This window comes from Pseudonocardia hydrocarbonoxydans, from assembly GCF_006539565.1.
Classification (GTDB): Bacteria; Actinomycetota; Actinomycetes; order Mycobacteriales; family Pseudonocardiaceae; genus Pseudonocardia; species Pseudonocardia hydrocarbonoxydans.
Map to the genome: position 1 here is coordinate 46,632 of NZ_BJNG01000040.1, position 23,271 is coordinate 69,902.

At 68.3% G+C, this 23,271-nt stretch carries 22 protein-coding genes; 5 read left to right on the forward strand and 17 right to left on the reverse strand.

The window, feature by feature from the left end; translation table 11 throughout:
• Positions 1–90: 90 nt before the first annotated feature.
• Positions 91–1,356, reverse strand: coding sequence for a phosphoribosylamine--glycine ligase (purD, locus tag PHY01_RS22115; RefSeq protein WP_141281451.1), 1,266 nt, complete (start codon positions 1,354–1,356; stop codon positions 91–93).
• A gap of 120 nt (positions 1,357–1,476) precedes the next feature.
• Between purD and PHY01_RS22120 the strand changes: the two genes are divergently transcribed.
• The gene (locus PHY01_RS22120; protein ID WP_141281453.1) at positions 1,477–2,592 is read left to right on the forward strand and encodes a glycerophosphodiester phosphodiesterase; all 1,116 of its coding nucleotides are present in this window, start codon (positions 1,477–1,479) and stop codon (positions 2,590–2,592) included.
• Here PHY01_RS22120 and PHY01_RS22125 read toward each other — a convergent pair.
• From PHY01_RS22125 to acs, 5 genes are all read right to left on the reverse strand, one after another.
• The gene (locus PHY01_RS22125; RefSeq protein WP_141281455.1) at positions 2,589–3,512 is read right to left on the reverse strand and encodes an alpha/beta fold hydrolase; all 924 of its coding nucleotides are present in this window, start codon (positions 3,510–3,512) and stop codon (positions 2,589–2,591) included. The genes PHY01_RS22120 and PHY01_RS22125 overlap by 4 nt on opposite strands.
• A gap of 4 nt (positions 3,513–3,516) precedes the next feature.
• Positions 3,517–3,975: a phage holin family protein gene (locus PHY01_RS22130; RefSeq protein ID WP_246086068.1), complete on the reverse strand. Its 459-nt coding sequence runs from the start codon at positions 3,973–3,975 to the stop codon at positions 3,517–3,519.
• A 145-nt stretch (positions 3,976–4,120) separates the two neighbouring features.
• Positions 4,121–5,332 carry a Na+/H+ antiporter NhaA gene (gene nhaA / locus PHY01_RS22135; RefSeq protein ID WP_246086069.1) on the reverse strand — a complete coding sequence of 404 codons (1,212 nt, stop codon included), beginning with the start codon at positions 5,330–5,332 and terminating at the stop codon, positions 4,121–4,123.
• A gap of 116 nt (positions 5,333–5,448) precedes the next feature.
• Positions 5,449–5,874 carry an alternative ribosome rescue aminoacyl-tRNA hydrolase ArfB gene (arfB, locus tag PHY01_RS22140; RefSeq protein WP_141281504.1) on the reverse strand — a complete coding sequence of 142 codons (426 nt, stop codon included), beginning with the start codon at positions 5,872–5,874 and terminating at the stop codon, positions 5,449–5,451.
• Positions 5,874–7,844 (reverse strand): acetate--CoA ligase, encoded by a 1,971-nt coding sequence (acs, locus tag PHY01_RS22145; protein WP_141281459.1) that lies wholly within the window; start codon positions 7,842–7,844, stop codon positions 5,874–5,876. Before acs ends, arfB begins: the two co-directional genes overlap by 1 nt.
• 134 nt (positions 7,845–7,978) lie before the next feature.
• Here acs and PHY01_RS22150 point away from each other — a divergent pair, with 134 nt between their 5' ends.
• On the forward strand, positions 7,979–8,719 hold the full coding sequence (locus tag PHY01_RS22150; RefSeq protein ID WP_370467449.1) for an oxidoreductase: 741 nt from the start codon (positions 7,979–7,981) through the stop codon (positions 8,717–8,719).
• Between the two features lie 345 nt (positions 8,720–9,064).
• Here the strand turns inward: PHY01_RS22150 and PHY01_RS22155 are convergent, their stop codons facing one another.
• Positions 9,065–9,880: an HAD family hydrolase gene (locus PHY01_RS22155; RefSeq protein WP_141281463.1), complete on the reverse strand. Its 816-nt coding sequence runs from the start codon at positions 9,878–9,880 to the stop codon at positions 9,065–9,067.
• A gap of 438 nt (positions 9,881–10,318) precedes the next feature.
• Here PHY01_RS22155 and ssd point away from each other — a divergent pair, with 438 nt between their 5' ends.
• The 3 genes from ssd to PHY01_RS22170 are packed head-to-tail and all read left to right on the forward strand — an operon-like array spanning position 10,319 to position 12,684.
• On the forward strand, positions 10,319–11,374 hold the full coding sequence (gene ssd, locus PHY01_RS27230; RefSeq protein ID WP_246086070.1) for a septum site-determining protein Ssd: 1,056 nt from the start codon (positions 10,319–10,321) through the stop codon (positions 11,372–11,374).
• A complete protein-coding gene (locus tag PHY01_RS22165) occupies positions 11,371–12,045 on the forward strand; it encodes an ATPase, T2SS/T4P/T4SS family (RefSeq protein WP_170183927.1) in 675 nt (224 codons plus the stop codon). The genes ssd and PHY01_RS22165 overlap by 4 nt, the downstream gene beginning before the upstream one ends.
• Before the next feature lie 42 nt (positions 12,046–12,087).
• Positions 12,088–12,684, forward strand: a complete 597-nt coding sequence (locus PHY01_RS22170) for a hypothetical protein (protein ID WP_141281467.1) — start codon at positions 12,088–12,090, stop codon at positions 12,682–12,684.
• 20 nt (positions 12,685–12,704) lie between these two features.
• On the opposite strand, the gene PHY01_RS22175 is transcribed toward PHY01_RS22170, so the two are convergent.
• From PHY01_RS22175 to PHY01_RS27235, 10 genes are all read right to left on the reverse strand, one after another.
• Positions 12,705–13,868, reverse strand: coding sequence for a Shedu immune nuclease family protein (locus PHY01_RS22175; protein ID WP_246086071.1), 1,164 nt, complete (start codon positions 13,866–13,868; stop codon positions 12,705–12,707).
• A gap of 2,220 nt (positions 13,869–16,088) precedes the next feature.
• Positions 16,089–16,517 (reverse strand): hypothetical protein, encoded by a 429-nt coding sequence (locus tag PHY01_RS22180; protein ID WP_141281469.1) that lies wholly within the window; start codon positions 16,515–16,517, stop codon positions 16,089–16,091.
• A gap of 666 nt (positions 16,518–17,183) precedes the next feature.
• A complete protein-coding gene (locus PHY01_RS22185; protein WP_141281471.1) occupies positions 17,184–18,179 on the reverse strand; it encodes a restriction endonuclease in 996 nt (331 codons plus the stop codon).
• Positions 18,180–18,549: 370 nt separating this feature from the next.
• A complete protein-coding gene (locus tag PHY01_RS22190) occupies positions 18,550–19,341 on the reverse strand; it encodes a hypothetical protein (RefSeq protein ID WP_141281473.1) in 792 nt (263 codons plus the stop codon).
• A gap of 338 nt (positions 19,342–19,679) precedes the next feature.
• Positions 19,680–20,720, reverse strand: a complete 1,041-nt coding sequence (locus PHY01_RS22195; protein WP_141281475.1) for a hypothetical protein — start codon at positions 20,718–20,720, stop codon at positions 19,680–19,682.
• Positions 20,721–20,729: 9 nt separating this feature from the next.
• The gene (locus PHY01_RS22200) at positions 20,730–20,933 is read right to left on the reverse strand and encodes a hypothetical protein (protein WP_141281476.1); all 204 of its coding nucleotides are present in this window, start codon (positions 20,931–20,933) and stop codon (positions 20,730–20,732) included.
• Positions 20,930–21,181 (reverse strand): hypothetical protein, encoded by a 252-nt coding sequence (locus tag PHY01_RS22205; protein ID WP_141281478.1) that lies wholly within the window; start codon positions 21,179–21,181, stop codon positions 20,930–20,932. The genes PHY01_RS22200 and PHY01_RS22205 overlap by 4 nt, the downstream gene beginning before the upstream one ends.
• Positions 21,182–21,335: 154 nt before the next feature.
• Complete coding sequence (locus tag PHY01_RS22210) at positions 21,336–22,310, reverse strand: hypothetical protein (protein ID WP_141281480.1); 975 nt, start codon at positions 22,308–22,310, stop codon at positions 21,336–21,338.
• A gap of 306 nt (positions 22,311–22,616) precedes the next feature.
• The gene (locus tag PHY01_RS22215) at positions 22,617–22,883 is read right to left on the reverse strand and encodes a hypothetical protein (protein ID WP_141281482.1); all 267 of its coding nucleotides are present in this window, start codon (positions 22,881–22,883) and stop codon (positions 22,617–22,619) included.
• On the reverse strand, positions 22,884–23,271 hold a 388-nt coding region (locus PHY01_RS27235), incomplete at its 5' end, for a hypothetical protein (RefSeq protein ID WP_218030282.1).

Here is a 23,271-nt window from a genome sequence, read left to right on the forward strand (position 1 = left end):
CGAATGAGCGCACGACCTGCACGGAAGGCTGCCCCAAATGCGGGAGCGCCCGCGTCACATCCTCAGATCGGGTGACGTTGCGTAACCTTGTCACCCGGCCGTGGGAACGGTGATCTCTCCGCGGACGGCCTTCAGGGCGATGTCGGTGCGGTGGTGCGAGCCCGCCAGGTGCACCGCGTCGACGCGGCGGTAGGCGTCCTCGCGTGCGGCGGCGAGATCCGCCCCGGTGCCCACGACCGACAGCACCCGCCCCCCGGAGGAGACCACGGCACCGTCGTCGCGGCGGCGGGTGCCGGCGTGCAGCACGCCCTCGCCGTCGGCCCCGGTGATCGGGTCGCCCACCCGCGGGGTGCCCGGGTAGCCCTCGGCGGCCACGACGACGGTGACCGCGGCGCCCTCGGCCCACTCCAGCGGCGGTACGCCGGACAGCGCGCCGGTCGCCGTGGCGTGCAGCAGACCGGCCAGCGGGGTGCGCAGCAGCGCGAGCACGGCCTGGGTCTCCGGATCGCCGAACCGGCAGTTGAACTCGATCACCGAGGGCCCGCGCGAGGTGAGCGCCAGCCCGGCGTACAGCAGCCCGGAGAACGGGGTGCCGCGTGCCACCATCTCCCGCGCGACCGGCGCCACGACCAGCTCGACCAGCTCGTCGGCCAGGCCGGGGGACGCCCACGGCAGCGGCGCGTAGGCGCCCATCCCGCCGGTGTTGGGGCCGCTGTCGTCGTCACCGACGCGCTTGAAGTCCTGCGCGGGCAGCAGCGGCACCACCGTCCCGCCGTCGACGAGGCAGAACAGCGACGCCTCCGGCCCGTCGAGGAACGCCTCCAGCAGCACCGGGTGCCCGCCGTCGAGCAGGGTCATGGCGTGCGCGCGGGCGAGATCGCGGTCGGGGGTGACGACGACGCCCTTGCCGGCCGCGAGCCCGTCGTCCTTGACGACGTACGGCGGGTCGAAGCGGTCGAGCGCGGCGTCGAGGTGGGCCGGGTTGACGACGATCTCGCAGCCGGCGGTGGGCACCCCCGCCGCGGCCATGACGTCCTTGGCGAACGCCTTGGAGCCCTCGATCCGGGCGGCCTCGGCGCCCGGCCCGAAGCAGGGGATGCCGGCGGCGCGCACGGCGTCGGCGACGCCGGCGACCAGCGGCACCTCGGGCCCGATCACCACCAGGTCGGCCTGCCACTGCCCGGCCAGCGCGGTGACGGCGGCGGGATCGACGACGTCGAGCCCCCGCTGCTCGGCCACCGAGGCCGTTCCCGCATTGCCCGGGGCGCAGGCGAGCGCCGTCACCCCGGGATCCTGCGCGAGGGCGAGGAGGATGGCGTGCTCTCGAGCACCGGACCCGACGACCAGGACGCGCACGGGGGGAGCCTAGAGCGGCGCCCCGCCGGTACTGTCGCCGCACCTGCCGTTCACTCCCCCGACCCGGCACCGACGCGCTCCCGTGACGGCGCATTGACCCGCCCCGTCGAGTCTGACCCCATGCCCGTCCGTCTCCCCCTGCGAGGATTCACCGTGGCCGTTGCCGCTGCCGTCACAGTGGCGGGGGTTCCCTCCGCCGCCGCGCCCGTCGTCCCGGCGAGGGAGGGGCAGACGGCGTGGCCCGTCGTCATCGGGCACCGCGGCGCCTCGGGCTACCGGCCCGAGCACACCCTCGCGTCCTACGAGCTGGCGGCGCGGATGGGCGCCGACTTCATCGAGCCCGACCTGGTCACCACCGCCGACGGCGTGCTGGTGGCCCGGCACGAGTCGGAGATCGGCGGCACGACCGACGTCGCGGACCACCCGGAGTTCGCGGGCCGGCGCACCACCAAGACCGTGGACGGCGCCCAGCACACCGGCTGGTTCACCGAGGACTTCACCCTCGCCGAGCTGCGGACGCTGCGCGCGGTCGAGCGGATCCCGCTGGTCCGGCAGGAGAACACGATCTACGACCGGCGGTTCGTGATCCCCACGTTCGTCGAGGTCCTCGAGCTGCGCGAGCGCCTGTCGCACGAGCTGGGCCGCGAGATCGGCGTGTACCCGGAGACCAAGCACCCCACCTACTTCGCCGGGCTGGGCCTCCCGCTCGAGCCCGCTCTGGTGCGCGCGCTCGACGACGCCGGGCTCAACCGGGCCGACGCCCCGGTGTTCGTGCAGTCGTTCGAGACGACGAACCTGCGCGCGCTCGACGCCGAGCTCGCGGTGCGGCTCGTCGCGCTGCTGGAGGCCGAGGGCGTCCCGGCCGACGTCGCCGCCGCCGGCGGCACCCGCACCTACCTCGACCTCGTCACCCCCGAGGGCCTGGCCGAGCTCGCCACGTTCGCCGACGGCATCGGGCCGGACAAGGACCTGGTGATCTCCCGCAACCCCGACGGCACGCTGGGCAGGCCCACCACGCTGGTCGCCGACGCGCGCGCCGTCGGCCTCGTGGTGCACCCCTACACCTTCCGCAACGAGAACCAGTTCCTGCCCGTCGACCTGCGCTCGGCCGGGTCGGAGACCGACTACGGCGACGTGTTCGCCGAGTACGCCGCGTTCTTCGCCGCCGGCGTCGACGGGGTGTTCGCCGACAACCCCGACACCGCCGTGGCCGCCCGCGCGGAGCACCACTCCTAGCGGGTCAGGAACCCGGCCAGCAGCTCGGTGGTGGCGTCCGGGCGCTCCTGGTGCGGGAAGTGGCCGACGCCGGGCAGCAGCTCCGTCCGGAACTCCCCGGCGGCCCACCGCGCCGACCGCACCGCCGTCGACGGCAGCAGGCACGGGTCCAGCTCCCCGTGGATCTGCAGCACCGGCGCCTCGACCGGCCGGGAGACCGCCGCGGCGTACCGGCGCCCGTCACCGCGGAACTGCGAGCGCAGCGCCCACCGGTAGTACTCCATGGCGCAGTGCGCGACCCCGGGCACCGCGATCGCGCCGCGGCAGCGGGCCACGGCGGCGGCGAAGTCGTCCGTCGCCGCCCACCCGGGCCCCGCCCACGCGCGCATGATCGCCCCGACGCGCGCGCCGTCGTCGCGGCACAGGTCGCGCTCGGGCCGGCGCGGCACCTGGAACGCCAGCGCGTAGCCCGCCGTGGCGCGCCCCTGCCCGCGCAGGTCGCGCACGAACGCCGACCGCACCGCGAGCGGGTGCGGCGCGGCGACCGCGGTGAGCGTCCGGACCCGGCGCGGGTGCAGCGCGGCGACGGTCCAGCCGATGAGGCCGCCCCAGTCGTGCCCGACGACGTGCGCACGGGTCTCCCCCAGCGCGCCGATCAGGCCCGACGCGTCCCCGGCGAGGGTCCACAGGTCGTAGCCGCGGGGCGGCTTGTCGGTGTCGCCGTAGCCGCGCAGGTCGACCGCGACGGCCCGGAACCCGCGCTCGGCGAGGCCGACGAGCTGGTGTCTCCAGGACCACCAGAACTCCGGGAACCCGTGCAGCAGCACGACCAGCGGGCCGTCCCCGCACTCGACGACGTGCTGCCGGATCCCGTTGGCCGAGACCTCCCGGTGCGTCCACGGCCCGGGGACGCGCACCGACGACGGATCGGGCGCGCGCACGGCGTCAGCGGGTGCCGTGGCCGTTCAGCTGCGGGTGCGCCTCGCCGCGGCCGCGCTGCGACAGCACCTGCGCCGACTCCTTGAGCGAGGAGATCGTGCGCTCGGGCTTGCGGATCCGGCGCACCCGCAGGTAGCCGAGCAGCCCGAACAGGCCCGCGACGAGGATCATGATGCCGAAGACGATCCAGAACGACGCCGAGCGGTTGAGGAACAGCGCCAGCGTCTCGCCGAGGGCGAAGAACAGGAAGAACAGGCTGAACAGGGCCACGACCAGCGCGACGATGAAGAAGACGCTGCCCTGCAGGCCCTTCTTCACCTCGGCGGTGACCTCGGACCGGGCGAGCTCGACCTCGGCGCGCACCAGCGTCGACACCTGCGCGGTGGCCTCGCGGACGAGCCCGCCGATCGACTGTTCCGAGGCCGGGACGACCGGCTCCTTGGAGAGCGGGATCGAGGGGAGCACGGGCGGAACCTCCGTGCCGCTGGAGCTGGTCGGGCTGGCCACCACTGTCCTCCTGCACGTGCTGTCTGCGCGTCTCGATGATCGGGAGGCCATCCTTCCACGGCCCCGGCCCCGGTGCCCGGCCAGGCGCGTCGGATCGACCTGATCAGGGTGGCGGGGCGGGCGTCGCGTGCACCCGCCCGCGCCGGACGAGCAGCGCCGCGCCGATCAGCGCGGCCGCCGCGGAGGCGATGAGGACGGCCGCCTTGGCGGCGTCGAGGACCTCGGGCTGGTCGACGAGGGACAGCTCCGCGATGAGCAGGCTGACGGTGAACCCGACGCCGCCCAGCATCGACACCGCCGCCATGTCGCGCCAGCCCAGCCCGCGCGGGCGGCACGCCGGGGTGATCCGGATGGCCAGCCAGGCGAAGCCCAGGATGCCGATGATCTTGCCGACCAGCAGCCCGGCCATGACGGCCAGCGGCACCGGGGTGCTGAACACCTCGCGCAGCGCGTCGGCCCCGACCGGCACCCCGGCCGCGAACAGCGCGAACACCGGCACGCAGAACCCGGCCGACCACGGCTGCAGCCGGTGCTCCAGGCGCAGGGCGGGCGCGTACTCCTCGCCGTCGTCGGGGCGGACGCGGGTGAGCAGGCCCAGCAGCACCCCGGCGATCGTGGCGTGGATGCCCGCCTCGTGGATCGCCACCCAGACCGCGACGCCCAGTGGCACGTAGATCCACCACGCGCGGACCCGTCGCCGCTGCAGCCACCAGTACAGCGCCGCGCCGAGCAGCCCGGCCCCGAGCGCGAGCAGGTTCAGGCCCGAGCTGAAGACGAAGGCGATGACGGCGATGGCCCCCAGGTCGTCGGCCACGGCCAGGCCCAGCAGGAACACCCGCGCGGTGACCGGCAGCGCGGACCCGGCGAGCGCGAGCACCCCCAGCGCGAACGCGATGTCGGTGGCGACGGGGATCGCCCACGCCTGGTCCATCCCCGGCGCCCCCCGCCCGACCAGCAGCGCGAGGCAGGCCGGGACGACCATCCCGCCCAGCGCCGCGGCCACCGGGAGCAGCGCCTGGCGCACGCTGGAGAGCTCCCCCACGACCAGCTCGCGCTTGAGCTCGAGGCCCACCACGAAGAAGAACACCGCGAGCAGCCCGTCGGTGGCCCACTGGGCCAGCGTGAGGTCCAGATGCAGGGACGCGGGGCCCACCACGGTGCCGCGCAGCGCGACGTACCCCTCGGCCCACGGCGAGTTCGCCCAGATCAGCGCGACGGCCGTGGCGACCAGCAGCACCACGCCGCCGACGGTCTCGGTGCGCAGGTAGCGCGCGAACTCGTTGACCGGGGCGACCAGGCGGCGGGGGGCGATCACGGGCGGCTCCGGAGTCGTTCGGGTTCGGCGACGACGTTGCCGACCAGACTTCCCGGCGCACCTGGACCAGACCCTAACCTGCGGTTCGCGGTTTCGGGGCCCCGAGTTGCGGCCCGTCAGTCCTCGGGACGGCCCCGGAGCCGCTTGATCCGGCCCCGCCGGGTCTTCTCGTCCATCCGGCGGCGCCGGGCCCCCTTCGACGGCTTCGTCGGGCGACGGGAGGGCGGGTCGGCCGCCGTGGCGCCCCGCAGGGTGGCGGCGAGGCGCTCCCGGGCCGCCTCGCGGTTGCGCAACTGGCTGCGGTGCTCCGAGGCGACCACCGTCAGCACCCCGTCGACGAGGCGTGCGCCCAACCGGGCGAGCGCCCGGGAGCGCAGGTCGTCGGGCACGCTCGGCGACCGGGCCAGGTCGAACGACAGCTCCACCCGGGAGTCGGTGGTGTTGACGCCCTGCCCGCCCGGCCCCGACGCACGCGAGAACCGCCAGTGCAGCTCCCTCGCGGGAAGCACCAGCGGCCCTCGCACGTGCAGGTCGTCGTCGATCAGTCCTCCGACTTGCCTTCCTTCAGCCCCGAGGAGATCAGGTCCATGACGGTGGAGTCGGCGAGCGTGGTGACGTCGCCGACCTCGCGGTTCTCCGCGACGTCGCGCAGCAGCCGGCGCATGATCTTGCCCGAGCGGGTCTTGGGCAGCTCCTCCACGACCATGATCTGGCGCGGCTTCGCGATCGGGCCGATCTCCTTGGCGACGTGGTCGCGCAGCGCCTTGATCGCGTCCTCGCCGCCGTCCTTGGCCGCGTTGCCGCGCAGGATGACGAACGCGACGATGCCCTGCCCGGTGGTCTCGTCCGAGGCCCCGACGACCGCGGCCTCGGCCACGGTCGGGTGGCTGACCAGCGCCGACTCCACCTCGGTGGTGGAGATGCGGTGCCCGGACACGTTCATCACGTCGTCGACGCGGCCGAGCAGCCAGATCGCGCCGTCGTCGTCGTACTTGGCGCCGTCGCCCGCGAAGTAGTAGCCCTGGTCGGCGAACCGGGACCAGTAGGTGTCGCGGAAGCGCTCCTCGTCGCCCCAGATGCCGCGCAGCATCGACGGCCACGGCTTGTCGAGCACCAGGTACCCGCCGCCGCCGGGGCCGACCGGCTGCGCCTCCTCCGTCACGACCTCCGCGCTGATGCCGGGCAGGGCGCGCATCGCCGAGCCGGGCTTGGTCGCCGTGACGCCGGGCAGCGGCGCGATCATGATCGCGCCGGTCTCGGTCTGCCACCAGGTGTCGACGATCGGGCAGTTGTCGCGGCCGACGTTCTCCCGGTACCACATCCAGGCCTCGGGGTTGATCGGCTCGCCGACGCTGCCGAGCACGCGGAGGCTGGAGAGGTCGTACTTCTCCGGGATCTCCTTGCCCCACTTCATGAACGTGCGGATCAGCGTGGGCGCGGTGTAGTAGATCGAGACGCCGTACTTCTGCACGATCTCCCAGTGCCGCCCCTCGTGCGGGGTGTTGGGCGTGCCCTCGTACATGACGGAGGTGGCGCGGTTGGCCAGCGGCCCGTAGACGATGTAGCTGTGGCCGGTCACCCAGCCGATGTCGGCGGTGCACCAGTACACGCTCTCGCCCGGCTTGTGGTCGAACACCACGTGGTGGGTGTAGGCGGCCTGCGTGAGGTAGCCGCCCGAGGTGTGCAGGATGCCCTTGGGCTTCCCGGTGGTGCCCGAGGTGTAGAGGATGAACAGCGGGTGCTCGGCGTCGAAGGGCTGCGCCTCGTGCTCACCGGACTGCCGGTCGACGATGTCGTGCCACCAGACGTCGCGGCCCTCGGTCCACGGCACGTCGGTCTCGGTGCGCTTGACGACGAGCACGTGCTCGATCGTGGGCGTCTGCGCGACCGCCTCGTCGGTGTTCTCCTTCATCGGCGCCGGCTTGCCCCGCCGGTACTGCCCGTCGGAGGTGATCAGCAGCTTGCACTCGGCGTCCTCGATGCGCGCCTTGAGCGCGCCCGGGGAGAACCCGCCGAACACGACGCTGTGCATCGCGCCCAGGCGCGCACACGCCAGCATCGAGAACACGGCCTCGGGGATCATCGGCAGCTGGATCGCGACGCGGTCGCCCGCCTGCACGCCCAGCTCGGTGAGCGCGTTGGCCGCCTTGCTGACCTCCGACTTGAGGTCGGCGTAGGTGATGGTGCGGGTGTCGCCGGGCTCGCCCTCCCAGTGGAACGCGACCTGGTCGCCGTGGCCCTCGTCGACGTGGCGGTCGACGCAGTTGTAGGCGACGTTGAGCTTGCCGCCCACGAACCACTTCGCGAACGGGGGCTGCCAGTCCAGCACCTGGTCCCACTTCTGGTGCCAGTGCAGCCGCTCGGCCTGCTCGGCCCAGAACCCCTCGCGGTCGTCGTCACCGCGGGCGTACCACTCCTCGGTGGCGTTGGCCTGGGCGGCGAACTCCTCGCTGGGAGGGAAGCTGCGGCTCTCCATGGACAGGTTGCTCAACGTGGGTCCCGAGTCGGCCATCCGTACACCCTCCTGCTCGTCATCACGCCGAGCGTCAGTGCCCGGCGCACGTTCTCGGGTGGACGCTAGCGCCCGGCACCGACCGGCGCACCGGCTGTCCGACCAGTACCCCCCCTACTGGCAGCATGGATCGGGTGATCGCCACCGACCCGCTCGCTCCGCTGACCGAGCTCCCCGGCGTCGCCGAGGCGGTGACGAGGGCCCGCGACGCGGTGGTGGCCGTGCACAACCACCCGGCGAACCGGCAGGGCTGGCCCGCCGGCGCCGCGGAGGCCGGGATCCGCGCGGCCCGTGCGTCGGCCGCACTCGACGGCGCGCCGTTCGAGTCCCCCGACACCGTCACCGACCCGGTGCTCGCGGGCGCCGTGCGGATCGCCGAGGAGTCCGGCCGGCTGCTCGCCGCGTGGCGCACCTCCCCCTCGCAGGCGCTGGCCCGGCTGCACGTCCTGGCCGCCACCGACCTGGTGCCCGCCGACCGGCACCACGCCGAGCTGGGCCGTCCGCGCAGCGGCCCCGGCGTCACCGAACGGCTGGCGCTGCTGGCCGGTCTCGTCACCGGTGGCACGCGGGCCCCGGCCCCGGTGCTGGTCGCGGTCGTGCACGGAGAGTTGCTGGCGCTGGCACCGTTCGGCTCGGCGAGCGGCGTCGTCGCCCGGGCGGCGGCCCGGCTCACCGCGCTGACCGCCGGGCTCGACCCGCGCGGCCTGGCCGTTCCGGAGGTCGGGCACCTGCGCCGGGCCGCGGAGTACCGCGCGGCCGCGGAGGGCTTCGCCGCGGGGGGCGCCGACGGCGTCGGCGCCTGGGTCCTGCACTGCTGCGCCCAGTGGGAGGCCGGCGCGAACGAGGGCCTCTCGATCGCGGACGCCCGGGTCTGAGCCACCCGCACCGGCGACCACCTGCGGGAACGCGAGACGGGCGGCACCCCTCCCGGGGTACCGCCCGCCCACGCGCGACGAACCGGGGGTCCAGGCGTGCACTACGTGTCGTGAGGGTGGCCTCGGCGTCCGGCGTCCCGGTACGCAGGCCCACGACGACATGCCTCCCGCGGCGTGCTGTGCGTGGAGTGCCCGCTTCCTCGCGCACGGAGCCCTGGTCGGGGGAGACGGGTGCTTCTCCACCGCACCGCCCCTGGCCTCCCAGAAGTCCGTACCCCATGAGTACCCGGTGGTGCCGGTCACAGCAAGGGTCAGGCGCCGGTGCACCGGTTCAGCGACGGTGCGTCACGAACGGCGACTGCGATACCCCATCCAGCCCGCCCCGATCAGCGCCGCCATCCCCACCCCGCCGATCGCCGCGGCCACCGGGACCGGGGGGCGGAAGCGCACGCCGAGCGCGACGGGCGCGGTGAAAGTGAGGATCGGCCAACCGCGTTCGAGGGCCACGCGCCGCAGCGCCTTGTCCGGGTTGACGACGGTGGGGTGGCCGACCGCCTCGAGCAGCGGCAGGTCGGTGATCGAGTCGGAGTAGGCCCGGCAGTCGGCGAGCCGGTAGCCGCGGGCGGTGGCGATGTCGCGGGCGGCGCGCGCCTTCTCCTCGCCGTAGCAGTAGTACTCGATCTCCCCGGTGTACCGCCCGTCGACGACGCCCATCCGGGTGGCCAGGCAGCGGTCGGCGCCCACCAGCGCGGCGATCGGCTCGACGACCTCCTGCCCCGACGCGGAGAGCACCACGATCTCCTCGCCTGCGGCCCGGTGCTCGGCGATCAGCTCGGTGGCCTCGGCGTAGACCAGCGGCTCGACGATCTCGTGCAGCGTCTCCGCGACGATCGCGCTCACCTGCGCGACGTCCCATCCCGTGCAGAGCTCGGTGATCCGGCGGCGCAGGTGCTCCATCGTCCCGGCGTCGGCGCCGGAGAGCACGAGCAGCAGCTGGGCGTACCCGCTGCGCAGCACGGCCCGCCTGCTGATCAGCCCGCGGCGACGGAACGGCCTGCTGAAGGCGAGCGCGCTGGACCCCGCGATGATCGTCTTGTCGAGGTCGAAGAAGGCGGCGGCGGTCGGCCGCTCCGGGAGCGGGATCGGCGGCGGACCGGGCATGTCGAGCGAGCTTGCCAGACCGTGCCGGGGCCGCCGGTGGCACGGGGGTCGGGCTCCGGCGAAAACTCGTGGCGGATGCTCCGTCCAGGGGTGCGCGTACCGCCTGGTCACCGGCTACAGTTGACGTCGTCCGGATACGTCCGGACGTGGTTCAGCTCGACCCCCCGGAGCTGAACCGACGACGACCCCCGCCAATCCCCCCTGGCGGGGGTCGTCCCGTGTCCGGGCGCTCCCCGTCCCAGGGTGCCGCTCCACCCCGACGCGCCGGTGTCGCGAATCGGCCGAACGCCCGGGGTTGTCCACATCGGTCCCCCGCCGTCCACAGGAATTCGGCTCGTCGCCGCGGAGGCCGTCTCCCGGGTGAGGCTGGTCCCGTCCCGCACCGGGTGGGACGGGACCAGGGAGGCCGTGATGCACCGTTCCCGGCGGGGACTCGTGATGGTGTCCGACCCCGAGCTGCTCGACGCCGTGCTGCGGCTCGCCGCCGCGGCGGGGTGCGAGCTCGACCGCGCCGTCGACGCCACGGCGGCGCGGCGGATGTGGGCCCGGGCGCCGGTGGTGCTGCTCGACGCGGACGCCGCGGCCCACTGCGCCCGGGGCGGGTTGCCGCGGCGCGGACGGGTCGTCGTCGCGGTCCGCGGGGAGCCGCCGCCCGGGGTGTGGCAGCAGGCCGTCGCGATCGGGGCCGAGCACGTGGTGTCGCTGCCCGACGCCGAGCCGTGGCTCGTCGCGGCGCTGTCGGAGACCACCGAGGAACCCCGCGGGCGGGGGCCCGTCCTCGGCGTGGTCGGGGGCCGGGGCGGGGCCGGCGCGTCGGTACTGGCCGCCGCGGTCGCCGTGGCCGCGGTGCGCGACGGGGGGCGGGCGCTGCTGGTCGACTGCGATCCGCTCGGCGGAGGTCTCGACCTGGTGCTCGGCGCCGAGGACCTCGACGGCCTGCGCTGGCCCGGGGTCGGCGTCGGCGGGGGCCGGGTCCCCGCCGCCGCCCTGCACGCCGCACTGCCGGCACCCGCGGTCCGCGGCCGGGGCGAGCTGGCCCTGCTCTCGTGCGACCGGGCCGCCGACGGGCCGGGGGCGGCCGCGGTCTCGGCGGTGATCGACGCGGGGCGCCGGGCGGGCGAGACCGTCGTGTGCGACCTGCCGCGACACCCCACCGACGCCGCCGCCGCGGCACTGGCCGCGGCCGACCTGGTGGTGCTGGTCGTCCCCGCCGACGTGCGGTCCTGTGCGGCCGCGGCCCGCGTCGTCGCGGCACTGGCCGGGCACGGGTCCGTACCGCGGCTGGTCGTCCGCGGCCCCGCCCCGGGCGGGATCGACGCCACCGAGGTCGCGCGGGCGCTCGGGCTGTCGCTGCTCACCACGATGCGGCCCGAACCGGGACTGGCCCGCGCGCTGGAGCGCGGCGCGGCCCCGGGCCGGGCCCGCGGGCCGCTGGCCGCGGCCGCCCGCGCGGTGCTGGCCGAGCTGGGCACGACCGCGGGGGCCGGGTCGTGAGCGGGCGGGTGCTCGTCGACCGCGTGCGCTCCCGGCTCGCCGCCACCGGCGACGGCACCGGCGTGGCGGCCGTCGCGGCCGCGGTGCGGGCCGAGTCCGGCGGCGTCGCCTCCGATCTCGACGTGCTCGACGCCCTGCGCGTACTGCGGGAGGAGTTCGTCGGCGCGGGCCCGCTCGACGCGCTGCTGCGCGACCCCCGCACCACCGACGTGCTGGTGGGCCACGGAGGCCGGGTGTGGGTCGACCGCGGCACCGGACCCGAGCCCTCGTCGGTGCGGCTGCCCGACGAGGCCGCGGTCCGCAGGCTCGCCCAGCGGCTCGCGCTCGCCGCGGGCAGGCGGCTCGACGACGCCTCGCCCTACGTCGACGGGTGGCTCGCCGACGCCGGTGTCCGGCTGCACGCGGTGCTGCCGCCCGTCTCCCCCGACGGCACCTGCCTCTCGCTGCGCGTCCTGCAGCCCGCCGTGCACGATCTGGCCGCGCTGCGCCGCACCGGCACCCTCGACGCGGGGGGCGAGGCGCTGCTGCGGGCCGTGCTCACCGCGCGGCTGGCGCTGCTGGTCTCCGGGGGCACCGGCACGGGGAAGACCACGATCCTGGGCGCGTTGCTCAGCGCGGTCGACCCGCGGGAGCGCATCATCTGCGTCGAGGACGCGACGCACACATATTAGCACGCACTCGCCAATGCAACGCACTCCTCGGTATCCTTCGATGTGCCCATCCACACGGTGACGCGACCTCGCCAGACGAGCGACTCCGACGAGAGATACACGGCGCGCCTTGGCCTAATCGGCGCTATCGCCGCTGTCGTACTCTCAGGCTTCATAGCGTATGCCGCCGGAGCGCAACAATCAGATGTCGACTACAAGCGTGAACGTCGCGATACAGCGTACGTCGAACTACTCAATGCTCACGACTCACTGTTCCGCATCGAGCAAGACATTGCTAAATTCGACGAGCCTACTCCTGGATACTTTCAGGCTGTCGAACAACTCAATGCGGCAACCGAAGAATACAGCACTGCGTCCAACTCGGTCGTTGTTATCGAATCGGACGGCGTCGGCCAGATTCGCAACGAGCTCGATGCGTGCCATACCACGTTTCGAAACTTCGCCACCGACGGTACGTTTGGTGAACTATTTACCGGCGATTTGTGTGTTCCGGGCCAGACCGAACTGACAGCCACAGGTGACGGCATAATTTTCGAGACAGCTTCAACCGGCGCTGTAACGGTTAAGGACTTCTTGCCTGACATCTACAGACTCGGCGTAAAGTTGGCAGAAGCCATGCGTTCGGACATAAACGGCTGACGAGCCGCTCGATCACGAACCTAATCCTCGACGATGAACCGGGCACGCTCATAGAGCTCGTCGTACGTAATCACCTCCGTATCTGCGAGGGCAGTTCGAAACAGTTCGAAGCTTTCCATCATCTCGCCATTCGGGCCGCTCTCGGTATCGAACTCTTGCAGCTTTCCGATTACCACAACCTGACGCGGGCGAGACCCACTCACGCTAAGTCCGGTCGGCGCACCATCAGCACCGATAATGCTGTGCATCTGCGTGCCGATATGGCGAAGTGCCTTACGAGTTGTTTTCTGCACCTGCGCGACGCCCCCAACTAGCTCGTAACTGGGCGCAAAGGTGCTCGGCTTCCGGTACGGGTTCTTCGCTAGCAGTTCAGCATCGTGCCTCTTGATCTCACAGAAGAGAAGAGTGTTCACATAGCCACGCGTCCGCATCAGCGCATCTATACGATTACCTGCGCCAAGAAAAACGCTCTTGCCTGCGGTTGCCCTTTCGAGCTTCCCGTCGTCCATTCCATCCGTTGCAATTAGGTTCAGGCCATACCCGAAAATCCAGCGGTTGCGCTCAAAGAAGTTCTGCCAGACGCCTTCAGGCTTCTCCCTAGTCCGCTCCCTGTGTGCTGCAAAGTAAGCAGCATCATTAAGTAATCTCTCAAACTCGGCGAGTTCCTGCTTTCTGTTTGCAATTAGCGAGATGTCCTTGTCGGTAAGGTTGCTCCCGAGGGCGGTGCGGATAGCTTCGAGAACTTGGGCTTTATCCTCAGACTGCAGCAGCTCGATCAGCTTGACTGCATCGTCCGGCACCACGCTGAATCCGCCCTCAGGTATGACAATACCGCGGACGCCCTGTACGAACGTGATGAGTTTCCACAAGTTCTTGTGAGCATCGGTCGCGTCGACCGCGCCCTTAACGGTTAGCGGCGCATCATGATCGTTCAACTCAAGCGCAGTCTGGCCCAACTTGGTCTTGTCCTTCAGCCAGAACTTGAACCGTGGCGAGCATCCGTCAGGCTTCTTCACCAAGGTGACTGTCACCATGACTGCCGTTCGAGGCTTATCCATCAAGATAAAATGCTTGACTAAGGATCTGCCGTGAGTGCGTTTAGTGTCATAGAAGTAGTTGATACTTGCCTCAGCGACTCGGATCTGGAGATCCGACAAATCCTCGGACTCGACGTCAAACTCCACATTCGGACTGAAGAGACTTGTTGGAGCTTTTATAGCCATGTCAGCAACCCCCTGCTCAGCAAGCAACACCAACTTGCCTTCGCTCAGCGTGGCTCTACCGTTACTTTCCGTCTGCGTACTTGTAGGACTCGACTATGACTCGCCGCCGCTCGGCCTGACAGACCTTCCGGACGGGCTACGCACCGCGCTGGCGTGCGGGCTTGATCCGAGACTTGGCTACTGCACGGAGCGCATCCACATGTGTGTGCAGACGGCTCTGCGAAGCATCGGCCCCGCGCTATCAGTACCTCGCTAGCGGCTCGACGAGCGCGACCGCCTCAGCGTCGGCCGTGTTTAACGGTGTACCCGTGGTGACGTGGTCGCGGTACCTGGCTGCTAGACCGCGGTCCCACCCGGACAGGAGCCCGCATACTGCGACTTCCAGGTCCGTCAGCATCCGGCCCATCCCGCACCAGTCGCCGGTCGTCTCTTGCCGCCCGGGAGATCGAGCAGGGGCGTCCTAGTGCCTCTGCACGCATCGCAGACCGGCCGGACCCGTTCGAAGCTCGTAGCGGGCCCGTGACCGTGAGCAGATGGTCAGGCGCAACCTCCCCAAGTGCCCGGCCGCTGGGCGTCGATAACCTCGATCGATGCAGCTCGTCGCAACGGCCCCCGCCCCGGCTCCTGGCCCCGCCATCCTTACACCGACAGCCGCTCTAATCGGCGCTATCGCAGTAGTGCTCGTTGGTTTCGGCGCAGCGGAACTGGCTAAAGCAGCATAGAGAAAGTATCTATGCAGTAGTTCAGGGCGGCCTAGACGCCTCCGTACTTGAAGTTATTCTCTTGGTTGCACCACCGGAGGTCGGAACGAAGTCAGTCGCTCTAATGCAGAAGGTAGTCTTGCTGGAACAAGCCGTATTCTCGCATGAGGATGATACAGCGACTGAGCGTCTACACGACGAGTTGGCTCAGATTAACCAGAACTTGCGAACAATGATGCGGGCCGACATCAGTGTTGCAACAGTTAACGAACAAGGGTCGGGGCAGGAGCGACGGCTTCCCGTGCCCGGTCGTACGTAGTCCACGGCTGCATTCCTAGCAAAGTATCGAGTACGCGACTGATTCTCAATCATGCCCCGGGACCCCTCACGACCTGGAACGTGTGACTATCAGACTGGGCTTGCTCGTTGGTGTCATCCATTCTGGCGTCCGCAACTACCCTGTAGTCTCCTACAGGTAGATAAAGCAAAACCTTAGCATTGCAGCCAGTCGTTCCGGCGCCTTCGGGGGCAATTTCTCCGGTAGCCACCGAGACTATCCGGTAGCTGACAGTGCACGGCCTCGGGCCATCGGTGGTTAGGCCGGTGATCCGTATTCTCAGCCCAGCTTTCGGCGTCCCGCTACTAACAATAGTGGTTTCGAATACGTCGTTCTGAATCTCATTGCGCGCAAAACCTTCGGAGGTCTCAACTTGTAGCTCTAGAAACCTTGGAGCCTCCGAGGTTTCGGGAGGTGGATCTGTCGCGGCAGTCGTAGCATTTGCTTCGGCCGACGGAATCGATGCCGGCGGCGTCGCATAGGTTGGGGGTGACCCGGGTGATGAGCCTCCACGTACGTCATTTGCAAAGGCCAAGAGTGCCACTACTAACGCCGCAATGGTGGAGTACGCGACGATGCGGGCTAGGCGGGGTCCCACGCCGTCATCTGCCATAGACGAACTCTATCGGGCGACGCCCTTAGGTGCACACCTACCGAAGCGACCCGTTCATCGTCCCGGCCGCAGCTCTTAGCTCACGCCCGACGACGGCCGGAAGGTCCACGCGACGAGTGCGGCACCGGGCGGAGCCGCGTTGCCCACCCCCGGTGCGGTGTCGTCCCGGCACTGCTCCCCGCATCGCGAACGGATCGACGGGGCCTTGTCACGGAGCCATCGAGTACCGGGGTCATCGGACACCGGGGATCCGATCGGACCGCGTCAGCATCCCGTCCGCGGTGAGGACGTAGAAGCCCAGCCGGTCGACCCTGGCGCGGTCGTCCGTACTCAGCACCGCGTGGATCTCGTATCCGTGGACCAGGACGTCCCGACCGGCTGCAAGCTCGTCGAGACGGTCCAGGCCATAGGCACGGCGGAAGACGGGATCGACTCTCCCGTCCCGTGCGCTAAGGCGTGCCTCTAGGTAACGGAGTCGGTCTCGAAGGTGGTCGCGTAGTTCGCTGCGAGCCTCTGGGCTACGAACCTTTCTAGACATCGCCATTTGTGAGCCCCTTCGCCCTATCCCAGCGAGCCCGCGCGGCTTTACGGCCCGACTCGGATCGACTCATCGGCCCGTCGGTAATGACGGTCGTTGTCACGGTCTCGACGGAGTCGTGGAACTTAATCTTGCCGAGCAGGCCGGCTAGGGCCTGCTCTTGGTATCTACGCTCAGAGATCAGAGGATGGATTACGAGATTCTTCTGACTTCCGAGCACCGTAAGCGGTTGTCCTGCGATGCCTTCGGTCAACTTGTCGATCTGATCTCGGATACGGCACGCGGCGTGAAGCACTTCGAGTTCGTCGCGGCGCAGTTCGTAGTCGTCGGTGATCGAGTTCCATAGCTCGATCCCGGATTTGCCGAGATCGTCCGGGGCGGAGGCGTCCCGCTTAGCGTCAGTGAGTGTGTCGGTGGTCATTAGTTGCCTTTCTGCAATTTCTATTGTGGGTCTGCGTCGTACCCGAAGCCTGATCCGGATTACGGGGCGATCAGGGAGCCCCGGGGAGGGGTAACCTCCCCTGGGGGTCACGGCCTAAGCGGCTGGCTAAGCCATGCCCGGAATTGATCCGACATCCCTAGCGGATTCGCTTATCGCTGCGCTTAGCTCGTACGCGTTGCCGGTCCGGTTGTGCTCGATGTCGGGCGGGCCGTGCACGTCCTGATCGAGCGGTGCTCGTGGCCGTGCCGTGCCTCCGGCCTCGGTCGCGTTAGTGAGCCTGGCCGTGCTCGTTCCCGTCACTCGACGAGCTACACCGCCGCCTGGTCGTGATGCCGGTACGCGCGTGCTCGGTGCGGGTCGGTGTCGACCAGGCCGCGATGCAGGGCCGTACGTGGCTCTGCGATGCCCATTGCGCTTCCCCGGGTAGCACCGTGCAGGGCCGCGGACGGCTTCCCGGTGTGTTTGCCTAGGGGCGGCTAGCGCGGGCCTGAGATTCGCGACCCGGGGCGGTTATCGAGCCGGGATCGCGTACGGCAGAGCCACCCTTACCGCGTGGCTGAGCTTGCTTTCCATCTCGTCGGTGTCGCGTTACAGATCGGCGGTGCAGCGCTCACTGTCGTCGGCGCCCATCTAGGGATCAACTAGTCACCCCGACGCGAAATCTGGCGAGTCTGTCACCGCAGGTTCCGGGAACGTAAGGTTTCGAATCGCCGGGAAAAGGTTGAGAAATGAATCCTCGATCTCGGCCGTTGCGGGTTTGTTGTCCGTCGTCTGCCACGAAACCTTCGTAGTCATCTTGTTCTTGTCAGTTGTCGCCACCCACACCGCCGGTCTTCCGGCCAACGTCCCAGTAGCGGAGCCGTAGACTCGGTCACCCAACTTCGTTAGTGCGAAGCGAAGGGCTGTTTGTGTCCACGAGAACGACCCCCACGATTCTAACGCGATTATCCGATGCAGTGCCCCTGTCTCCGAGTGTTGCAGGTAGTAGTTGGCCTCATAGATCCTGAACCCGCACGAGAAACTTTTAAGTCCTTCCCGCTCGGGGTGGTTGTGCGCCATCGTTGATAAATGCTTGACCACGTCAGGGTGACTAAGAACCTCGCGAAGTAGTAGATGAAGCGGACCTAGAAGTTGTCCGTCTTCCGCGTAGATATCTACTCCCGCTTCGCAGCTCAGCAACACGGCTTCGCCGTCGACGACGATCGTCACGTTGCAGCCAGCCGGATTCGCGCCGTACTGATCGACAAACAGCTCCCTTAGCGGCTCGTCACTGCCGTCGTCCAGAATCTCAGGGGATAGGGCTTGAACCCGGCCTGCTTCCGACTCGACTATCGCTAATGCCTGTGGGGTGAACCCGCGCTCTGCGACTAGAATAAGACGATTGGTGGGCAAATTCTTGTGGGTACCGATCATCTGTCGTACCCACTGCGGCCCTGCCCTACGGCTGCGTTCGACGACCTCTACTGATATCACGATAGGTTCGCCGTCTAGTTCGCCCTCGATCACAATGTCTACTTCGGTCTCGTAACCCGTAACCGAGTCAACGAGGTACTTAGACTCGGTGATCGTCACGCCCGGCTGAGCGAAGTGCTCTCGGACCAGCCGGACAATCGTCTGAAACGGAGTCGTTCGCTTCGGCACCGAGAGAGCGTAGCGCCCGACACTGACGCACCGGTGCTCCGACGTGGGAGTGGACTACCAGCGCGGCTACCCGGCAAGCCGTGCCGGGTTGACGGTACGGACAACTCGGAGGGGGTACCCGGCAAACGGTGCCGGGTACAACCCTCTCCTAGTCGCTCACGGTCGTTCGCGATCTTCGACCAATAGGCGATATACCGGCCGTAGGCCGGATGGCGGATCCCGTCAGAGGATCCGTCGTTGCTCTTGTACTTCTAGAAGTCTGAACTTCTTAGTAGTTATGTGGCACTCTGTTACCCGGTAAGAGCTGCCGGGTAAGAATCAGGCACCGCAGGTCAGGGTATTCGGCAAACCGTGCCGGGTACCCTTTCCCTTACCCGGCAGGAGATGCCGGGTTCCCACGAACGAATGCGGGCAGGCGCGGCCGGTAGACCGCGCGGTTCCGACCGGTGCCGTTCTCATCGCGCTTACCACCTTGACCGTTGTCGAGCCGCTCGAAGTAGCCGAGTAGCACCGCGTCCCGCATAGCGTCGCGTGCCGACCGTTCCGATAGCCCAGTCAGCATTGCCAGGTATCCGGCGGTTAGTTCCCGTTCTGCCTGTCCGAACGGGACACCCTGTCGTGATGCGGTGATCGCAAGCTCGACGCTAGCGACCATGCCGACGAGTTGCGGTAGCCGCGTGAGCTGATGTGAATTGATCATGGCTAGCGTGTGCTCGTTCTGGTCGATCGGTTCGACGGTGACGACGCCCGTTGTCGGGCGAGAGCGGGGAGCCGCCTTCCGCTTCGGCCGTTGTGTCGGCCTGGGTGCGGTGCTGGCGTCGTCGCTATCCGGTACGGGGGGCTCGTAGAGCCCAGCGCTGACGTCCGTCTCCGCCTGGTCGTCGGCCAGGGGCGGAAGGACCACCTTAGGGGCCGGACCCGCGAGGATCGGACGGATCGCCCGGTCATCCTCGCAGTACTGGCTGTGCGGATCTCCCGGAATCGGCTCGTAGCCTTCCGGGACCAGCGGCGGCGGCTCGAACGGATCGTTCGAGTAGATCAGCCTGCCGGGCTCGCTCGCCGTAGGCATTGGTCGCCATTCGGACAGGACGTCGCCGACGCCGTAGTTTTCCGGGGCGAACGGATCGTATGTCGTGATGTCATTCTGTATCGTGCTGGTCACTACTGTTCTCGTTTCGGATAAGTCGCGATTCAACTAGGATGCGGTCTTGATCGGAGACACTTGCGGGGATCACTGAGAGCCCGGCAATGTGTACCGCTTCATATCGCCATCGTGGACGCTTCGGTACATCTTTAGGTGAGGGCATCTTTTCTTCTACGGTGCTGGACGGATTGCGTAGGGGTCGCCAGGGATCGGTTCGTATCCTGGTGGAATCATCGGGCGAGGAACGAACGGGTCCGGGAGATAGATCAGGCGGTGCGGATCCCTGAACGTGGGATCCGGCTTCCAGCCGGGTGCACTAGCCGGTTCCGAACGTTCTTCGTACGGGACGGCGATGATCACGGCATCGGTCCCCAGTGCGCCACAAGCGAGGGCCGGCCGTTCTGTGCGTTCACGATCTCTCGTGCCCTGGTCTCGTCGTAGTCGTCCCGACGGGCCTGGAGGTCGTCGGCGTCCGTTGCGAGTGCGAGGGTGCAACTAGCGTCGAGCTGAGCGCCGTACAGGGACCAGGCGCAGCCCTTCGGGACCTTCGTACCGTCGATCCCGTGATCGGTCAGCGCGCGGAACAGGTCAGCCGAGTCGACGGGAGCGGCCGAGATCCCAAGCACCCGCCGAGCTCCGAGCCGCGCCCGGAACGATGTCGGCATCCCAAGCATGACCTGTTCAGGAGCAGCGAATCCGGCGACGAGGTCGACAACCGCATCCATCCGAGCCACGGCCTTCTTAGCCGTGTGCCATGCAGCCACACCCGCGCCGGTGTCGTCGGCCCCGGCAGCGTCGGCGATCGAACGACACTCGCGGACCAGCGGGTAAGACTCGGTAAAGAGCTTCGCCGCTTCGTCGAACTCGGCACGGACTGCCGGGTCGCTCAGAACGTCGCTAAGGCTATCGTTACACGTACGGACGATCCGGCGATACGCGTCGATCTTCAATCCATCTACGGCCTTCTTCGCAGTACCGATCCGGGCGAGTTGATCCGCGTACTCGGCGACGGCCTTACTGGCGTCCTTGACGGTGAGCGTCATTACATTCGGGACGTTCGGTACGAGCGTGGTGCTAACGATCGCGTCGTGAACGGCGATAGCGTCAACGAGCCGGGCAACCGGATTCGCGCCGATATCGGCGAGTGCCTTGACAAGCTTGCGCCGATCCTGCATCTCGGCGATAAGGTTGACGTGATCGCTTCCGTGGAGGATCGGAGGAACGCGGTCCGGGTCCTTCTCGAAGAGCCCAAGCTCGCCGGTCGGCTGGACGTACTGAGTACCGTTCCCGTCTCGGTAGAGCTCGAAGGCGCGCTTAGCATCTTCGAACGGGTCAGTAGTCGAGTCGTCCGAGAAGCGAGACGGCATGGCGGACTTGATAGTGTCGAGGTTGGGCATTCTGGTTCCTTAGTTGCGTCGGAGAGCAGCGATGTCGGCGAGAAGTTCGACCGAATCGCTAGTCAGTTGGTCGGTGGTGTCGCCACGCAGGCGGCACGCGAAAGCGTCCGGGTTGTCCGAGAAGCCGTGCTTAACGGCGAGTAAAAGTGCGAATTTGTAACGTTCGATTTCGTCGAGCTGAACGGCCACGTCCAGTGGTGTCGCGTCGGTCATGCAACCGCACCAACTTCGTCGGCGCCGTCGACCGGTCGGCCGCCGTTGCGGATCGTTTCGACGTCTAGGCCGCTCTTGCGGCTAAGCCTGGCGAGATTCGCAGGCGTCGGCTCTGCCGCGCCCTTCGCCCACTTTTCGAGCGAGTACGGCGATACCGCGAGTGCCGCGCACTTATCGAGCTTACTTCCAGGCATCTGTGCGATTGCTAGCCGAATACCAGCGGCGAGTGCCGCGCGGTCGTCATCCACGGTGTTTCTCCTTAGTAGTAGATGTGGTGGGTGGCACATCTGGGCACAACAAGGGCCCGACACCAAAAAGTGTCGGGGTGCAAAGTGGTGTATATAAGAGACGGTAGCCGGGGACGCAGGTTTCCCCGGCTACCGCTCACCCTTATGTATCCATCTACACGGATTCCCGAGCCTCGCGGACACGCTTCATGGCGACTGTCTCCCCGTACGTCTCGGTGAGTTCGGCAGCGATATCGCGGTCCGACCGGGACGGGTCAGCGAGGATGAGTCCGCGCGCACCCAGGCGGTGCCGCTCTTCCGCTGCCCTACGCGCTTTGCCGGACGCGACCCGCTTCGCCTCGCGCTCGTCGTCAGCGAGCTTCTGACGGCATTCCGGGGCGTAGCAGGCGACCTCCTGCCCACCGCGCTTCCGGCGGCCCTCACGGGCGATCGTGCAGCCGTTGCACTCGCAGGCCCCTGCCGACGGGCGTGAGGACCCGAGCGGGACCACGACGTCGTGCCCGGCAGGCTCGAACGCGGCTAGCGGAGCCCATCCCCAGACCTCACCCGGCCCCGCGACGCGCGTCACCGCGCCCGGTCCCGTACGGACCGGCACCCCGTACCGCTTCGGTGCCTGGATCACGACCTTTAGCGGGGTGTCGTGCGTGGGTGTCGCGAACTCGCATGCGCTCGTCGGGTCTGGCGGGATGAGCCGGCCTTTGCAGTACCGGCACTCCTCCGGCAGGTCCGGGTTCGTGGCGAGCTTCCAGACGTTGAACCCGTGACCCTCGTTCACGAGATCGTTCGAGACCCGGGCCGACGGGCGGTAGGTCTGGGCGGGCTTCACGCCCGGGTCGTGCTTGTCGTCGCCACGGTCGTACGGCTCGTCCGGCTCTGCCTCGATCATGACGTCCCGGTGCGCCATCAGGTTCCCCTGCGGCCGGGCGCGCTTGTTGTACTGCTCTCGCGTCAGGGCGTTGACACGCACGGTCGACGTGCTCCGCTCCTTAGCGAGAAGGGTCCCGGTGTCGTGATCCTTGTCGATCTCGCGGTCCGTCGCCTGATCGGCGACGTCACCGGTCGTGCGGTGCTGCTTGAACTCCCGTACTGGGTCGGGATACGTGCGGTAACAATCAATCGTAGTAGTCATTATCCGGGTTTCTATTAGTTACTAGTTTGCGCTGGCGGGGCCGGACACCTAAGTCGGTTAACGTCCGGATCCTACGATCTAAGCATAGCATATTTGTTACAATTATGGCAAGGCGGCGGCCAGATTGCCTTAGGGTTTCGCATTAGCGTTAGTGAGCCGTATTTGGTAACCGTACTCCGCACGGTCGTCCCTACCGATGACCCTAAATGAGATCGTACGACATACTAAGGTCGCTAAGGTAGGCACTAGCAGGTGCTTAGCCGATGGTGCCCCGAGGCAACAAGCCGCGGGGCACCATCGATCGAGTTAGAACGTGAACGCTCGGGATTTCGCCTGTCCGAACATCATGCCCGGGTCTCGGCGCTGTTCGGTCATCTCGGTGAACGGACGCCCGGCGAGCCGGGATCGGACTCGGGTCCACATCTCGTCGTCGTCCTCGACGAGCAGGGCAACGTAGACCTCGATCGAGCCGTCAGACTCGACCGCGTGGAACAGGTGAGGTTCCGTGGCGACCACGGTGGGGAGCGTGCAGGTCATGGTGGTGTCCTTCCTCCCTGCGAACTCGATGTGCATCTATTTCTTCTCCGGAGTTCCGTCCGGCCGCGGGCCGGTCGGGAGTCTTGGGTAGTAGGCGATCGTGACACCCGACTCAGGAACGTCGACGAGAGATTCGGTCGGGAACACGTCTCGTAGGGCACTGCCCTGCTCGTCAAGCCGAGCAGCGAAGTCCGGAAAGACGCTCGCTACCATCGCTGGGGAATCGCCGTACGTCAGGAAGATTCCAGGCTTGTCCTGACCTTTCGGGTATCGATACGTGAGCCTGACGTCATGGTCGCGTAGCCACTGATTGCGCTCTACCGGCTCTAGCGCCTGCCAGTAGTCGCGGAACTTGACGGATGTCGGTTCAAACCGGTATCCGGCCGGAATGACCGGCAGCGCCGCTAGCTCTGCCCGCCTAGGG

What these genes read in the sequence shown, in the direction of transcription:
- PHY01_RS22120 (WP_141281453.1), top strand. Translation starts at nt 1,477, where the DNA reads ATGCCCGTCCGTCTCCCCCTGCGAGGATTCACCGTGGCCGTTGCCGCT.
- acs (WP_141281459.1), bottom strand. Translation starts at nt 7,844, where the DNA reads ATGGCCGACTCGGGACCCACGTTGAGCAACCTGTCCATGGAGAGCCGC.
- PHY01_RS22155 (WP_141281463.1), bottom strand. Translation starts at nt 9,880, where the DNA reads ATGCCCGGTCCGCCGCCGATCCCGCTCCCGGAGCGGCCGACCGCCGCC.
- ssd (WP_246086070.1), top strand. Translation starts at nt 10,319, where the DNA reads ATGGTGTCCGACCCCGAGCTGCTCGACGCCGTGCTGCGGCTCGCCGCC.
- PHY01_RS22180 (WP_141281469.1), bottom strand. Translation starts at nt 16,517, where the DNA reads ATGACCACCGACACACTCACTGACGCTAAGCGGGACGCCTCCGCCCCG.
- PHY01_RS22195 (WP_141281475.1), bottom strand. Translation starts at nt 20,720, where the DNA reads ATGCCCAACCTCGACACTATCAAGTCCGCCATGCCGTCTCGCTTCTCG.
- PHY01_RS22200 (WP_141281476.1), bottom strand. Translation starts at nt 20,933, where the DNA reads ATGACCGACGCGACACCACTGGACGTGGCCGTTCAGCTCGACGAAATC.
- PHY01_RS22210 (WP_141281480.1), bottom strand. Translation starts at nt 22,310, where the DNA reads ATGACTACTACGATTGATTGTTACCGCACGTATCCCGACCCAGTACGG.
- PHY01_RS22215 (WP_141281482.1), bottom strand. Translation starts at nt 22,883, where the DNA reads ATGCACATCGAGTTCGCAGGGAGGAAGGACACCACCATGACCTGCACG.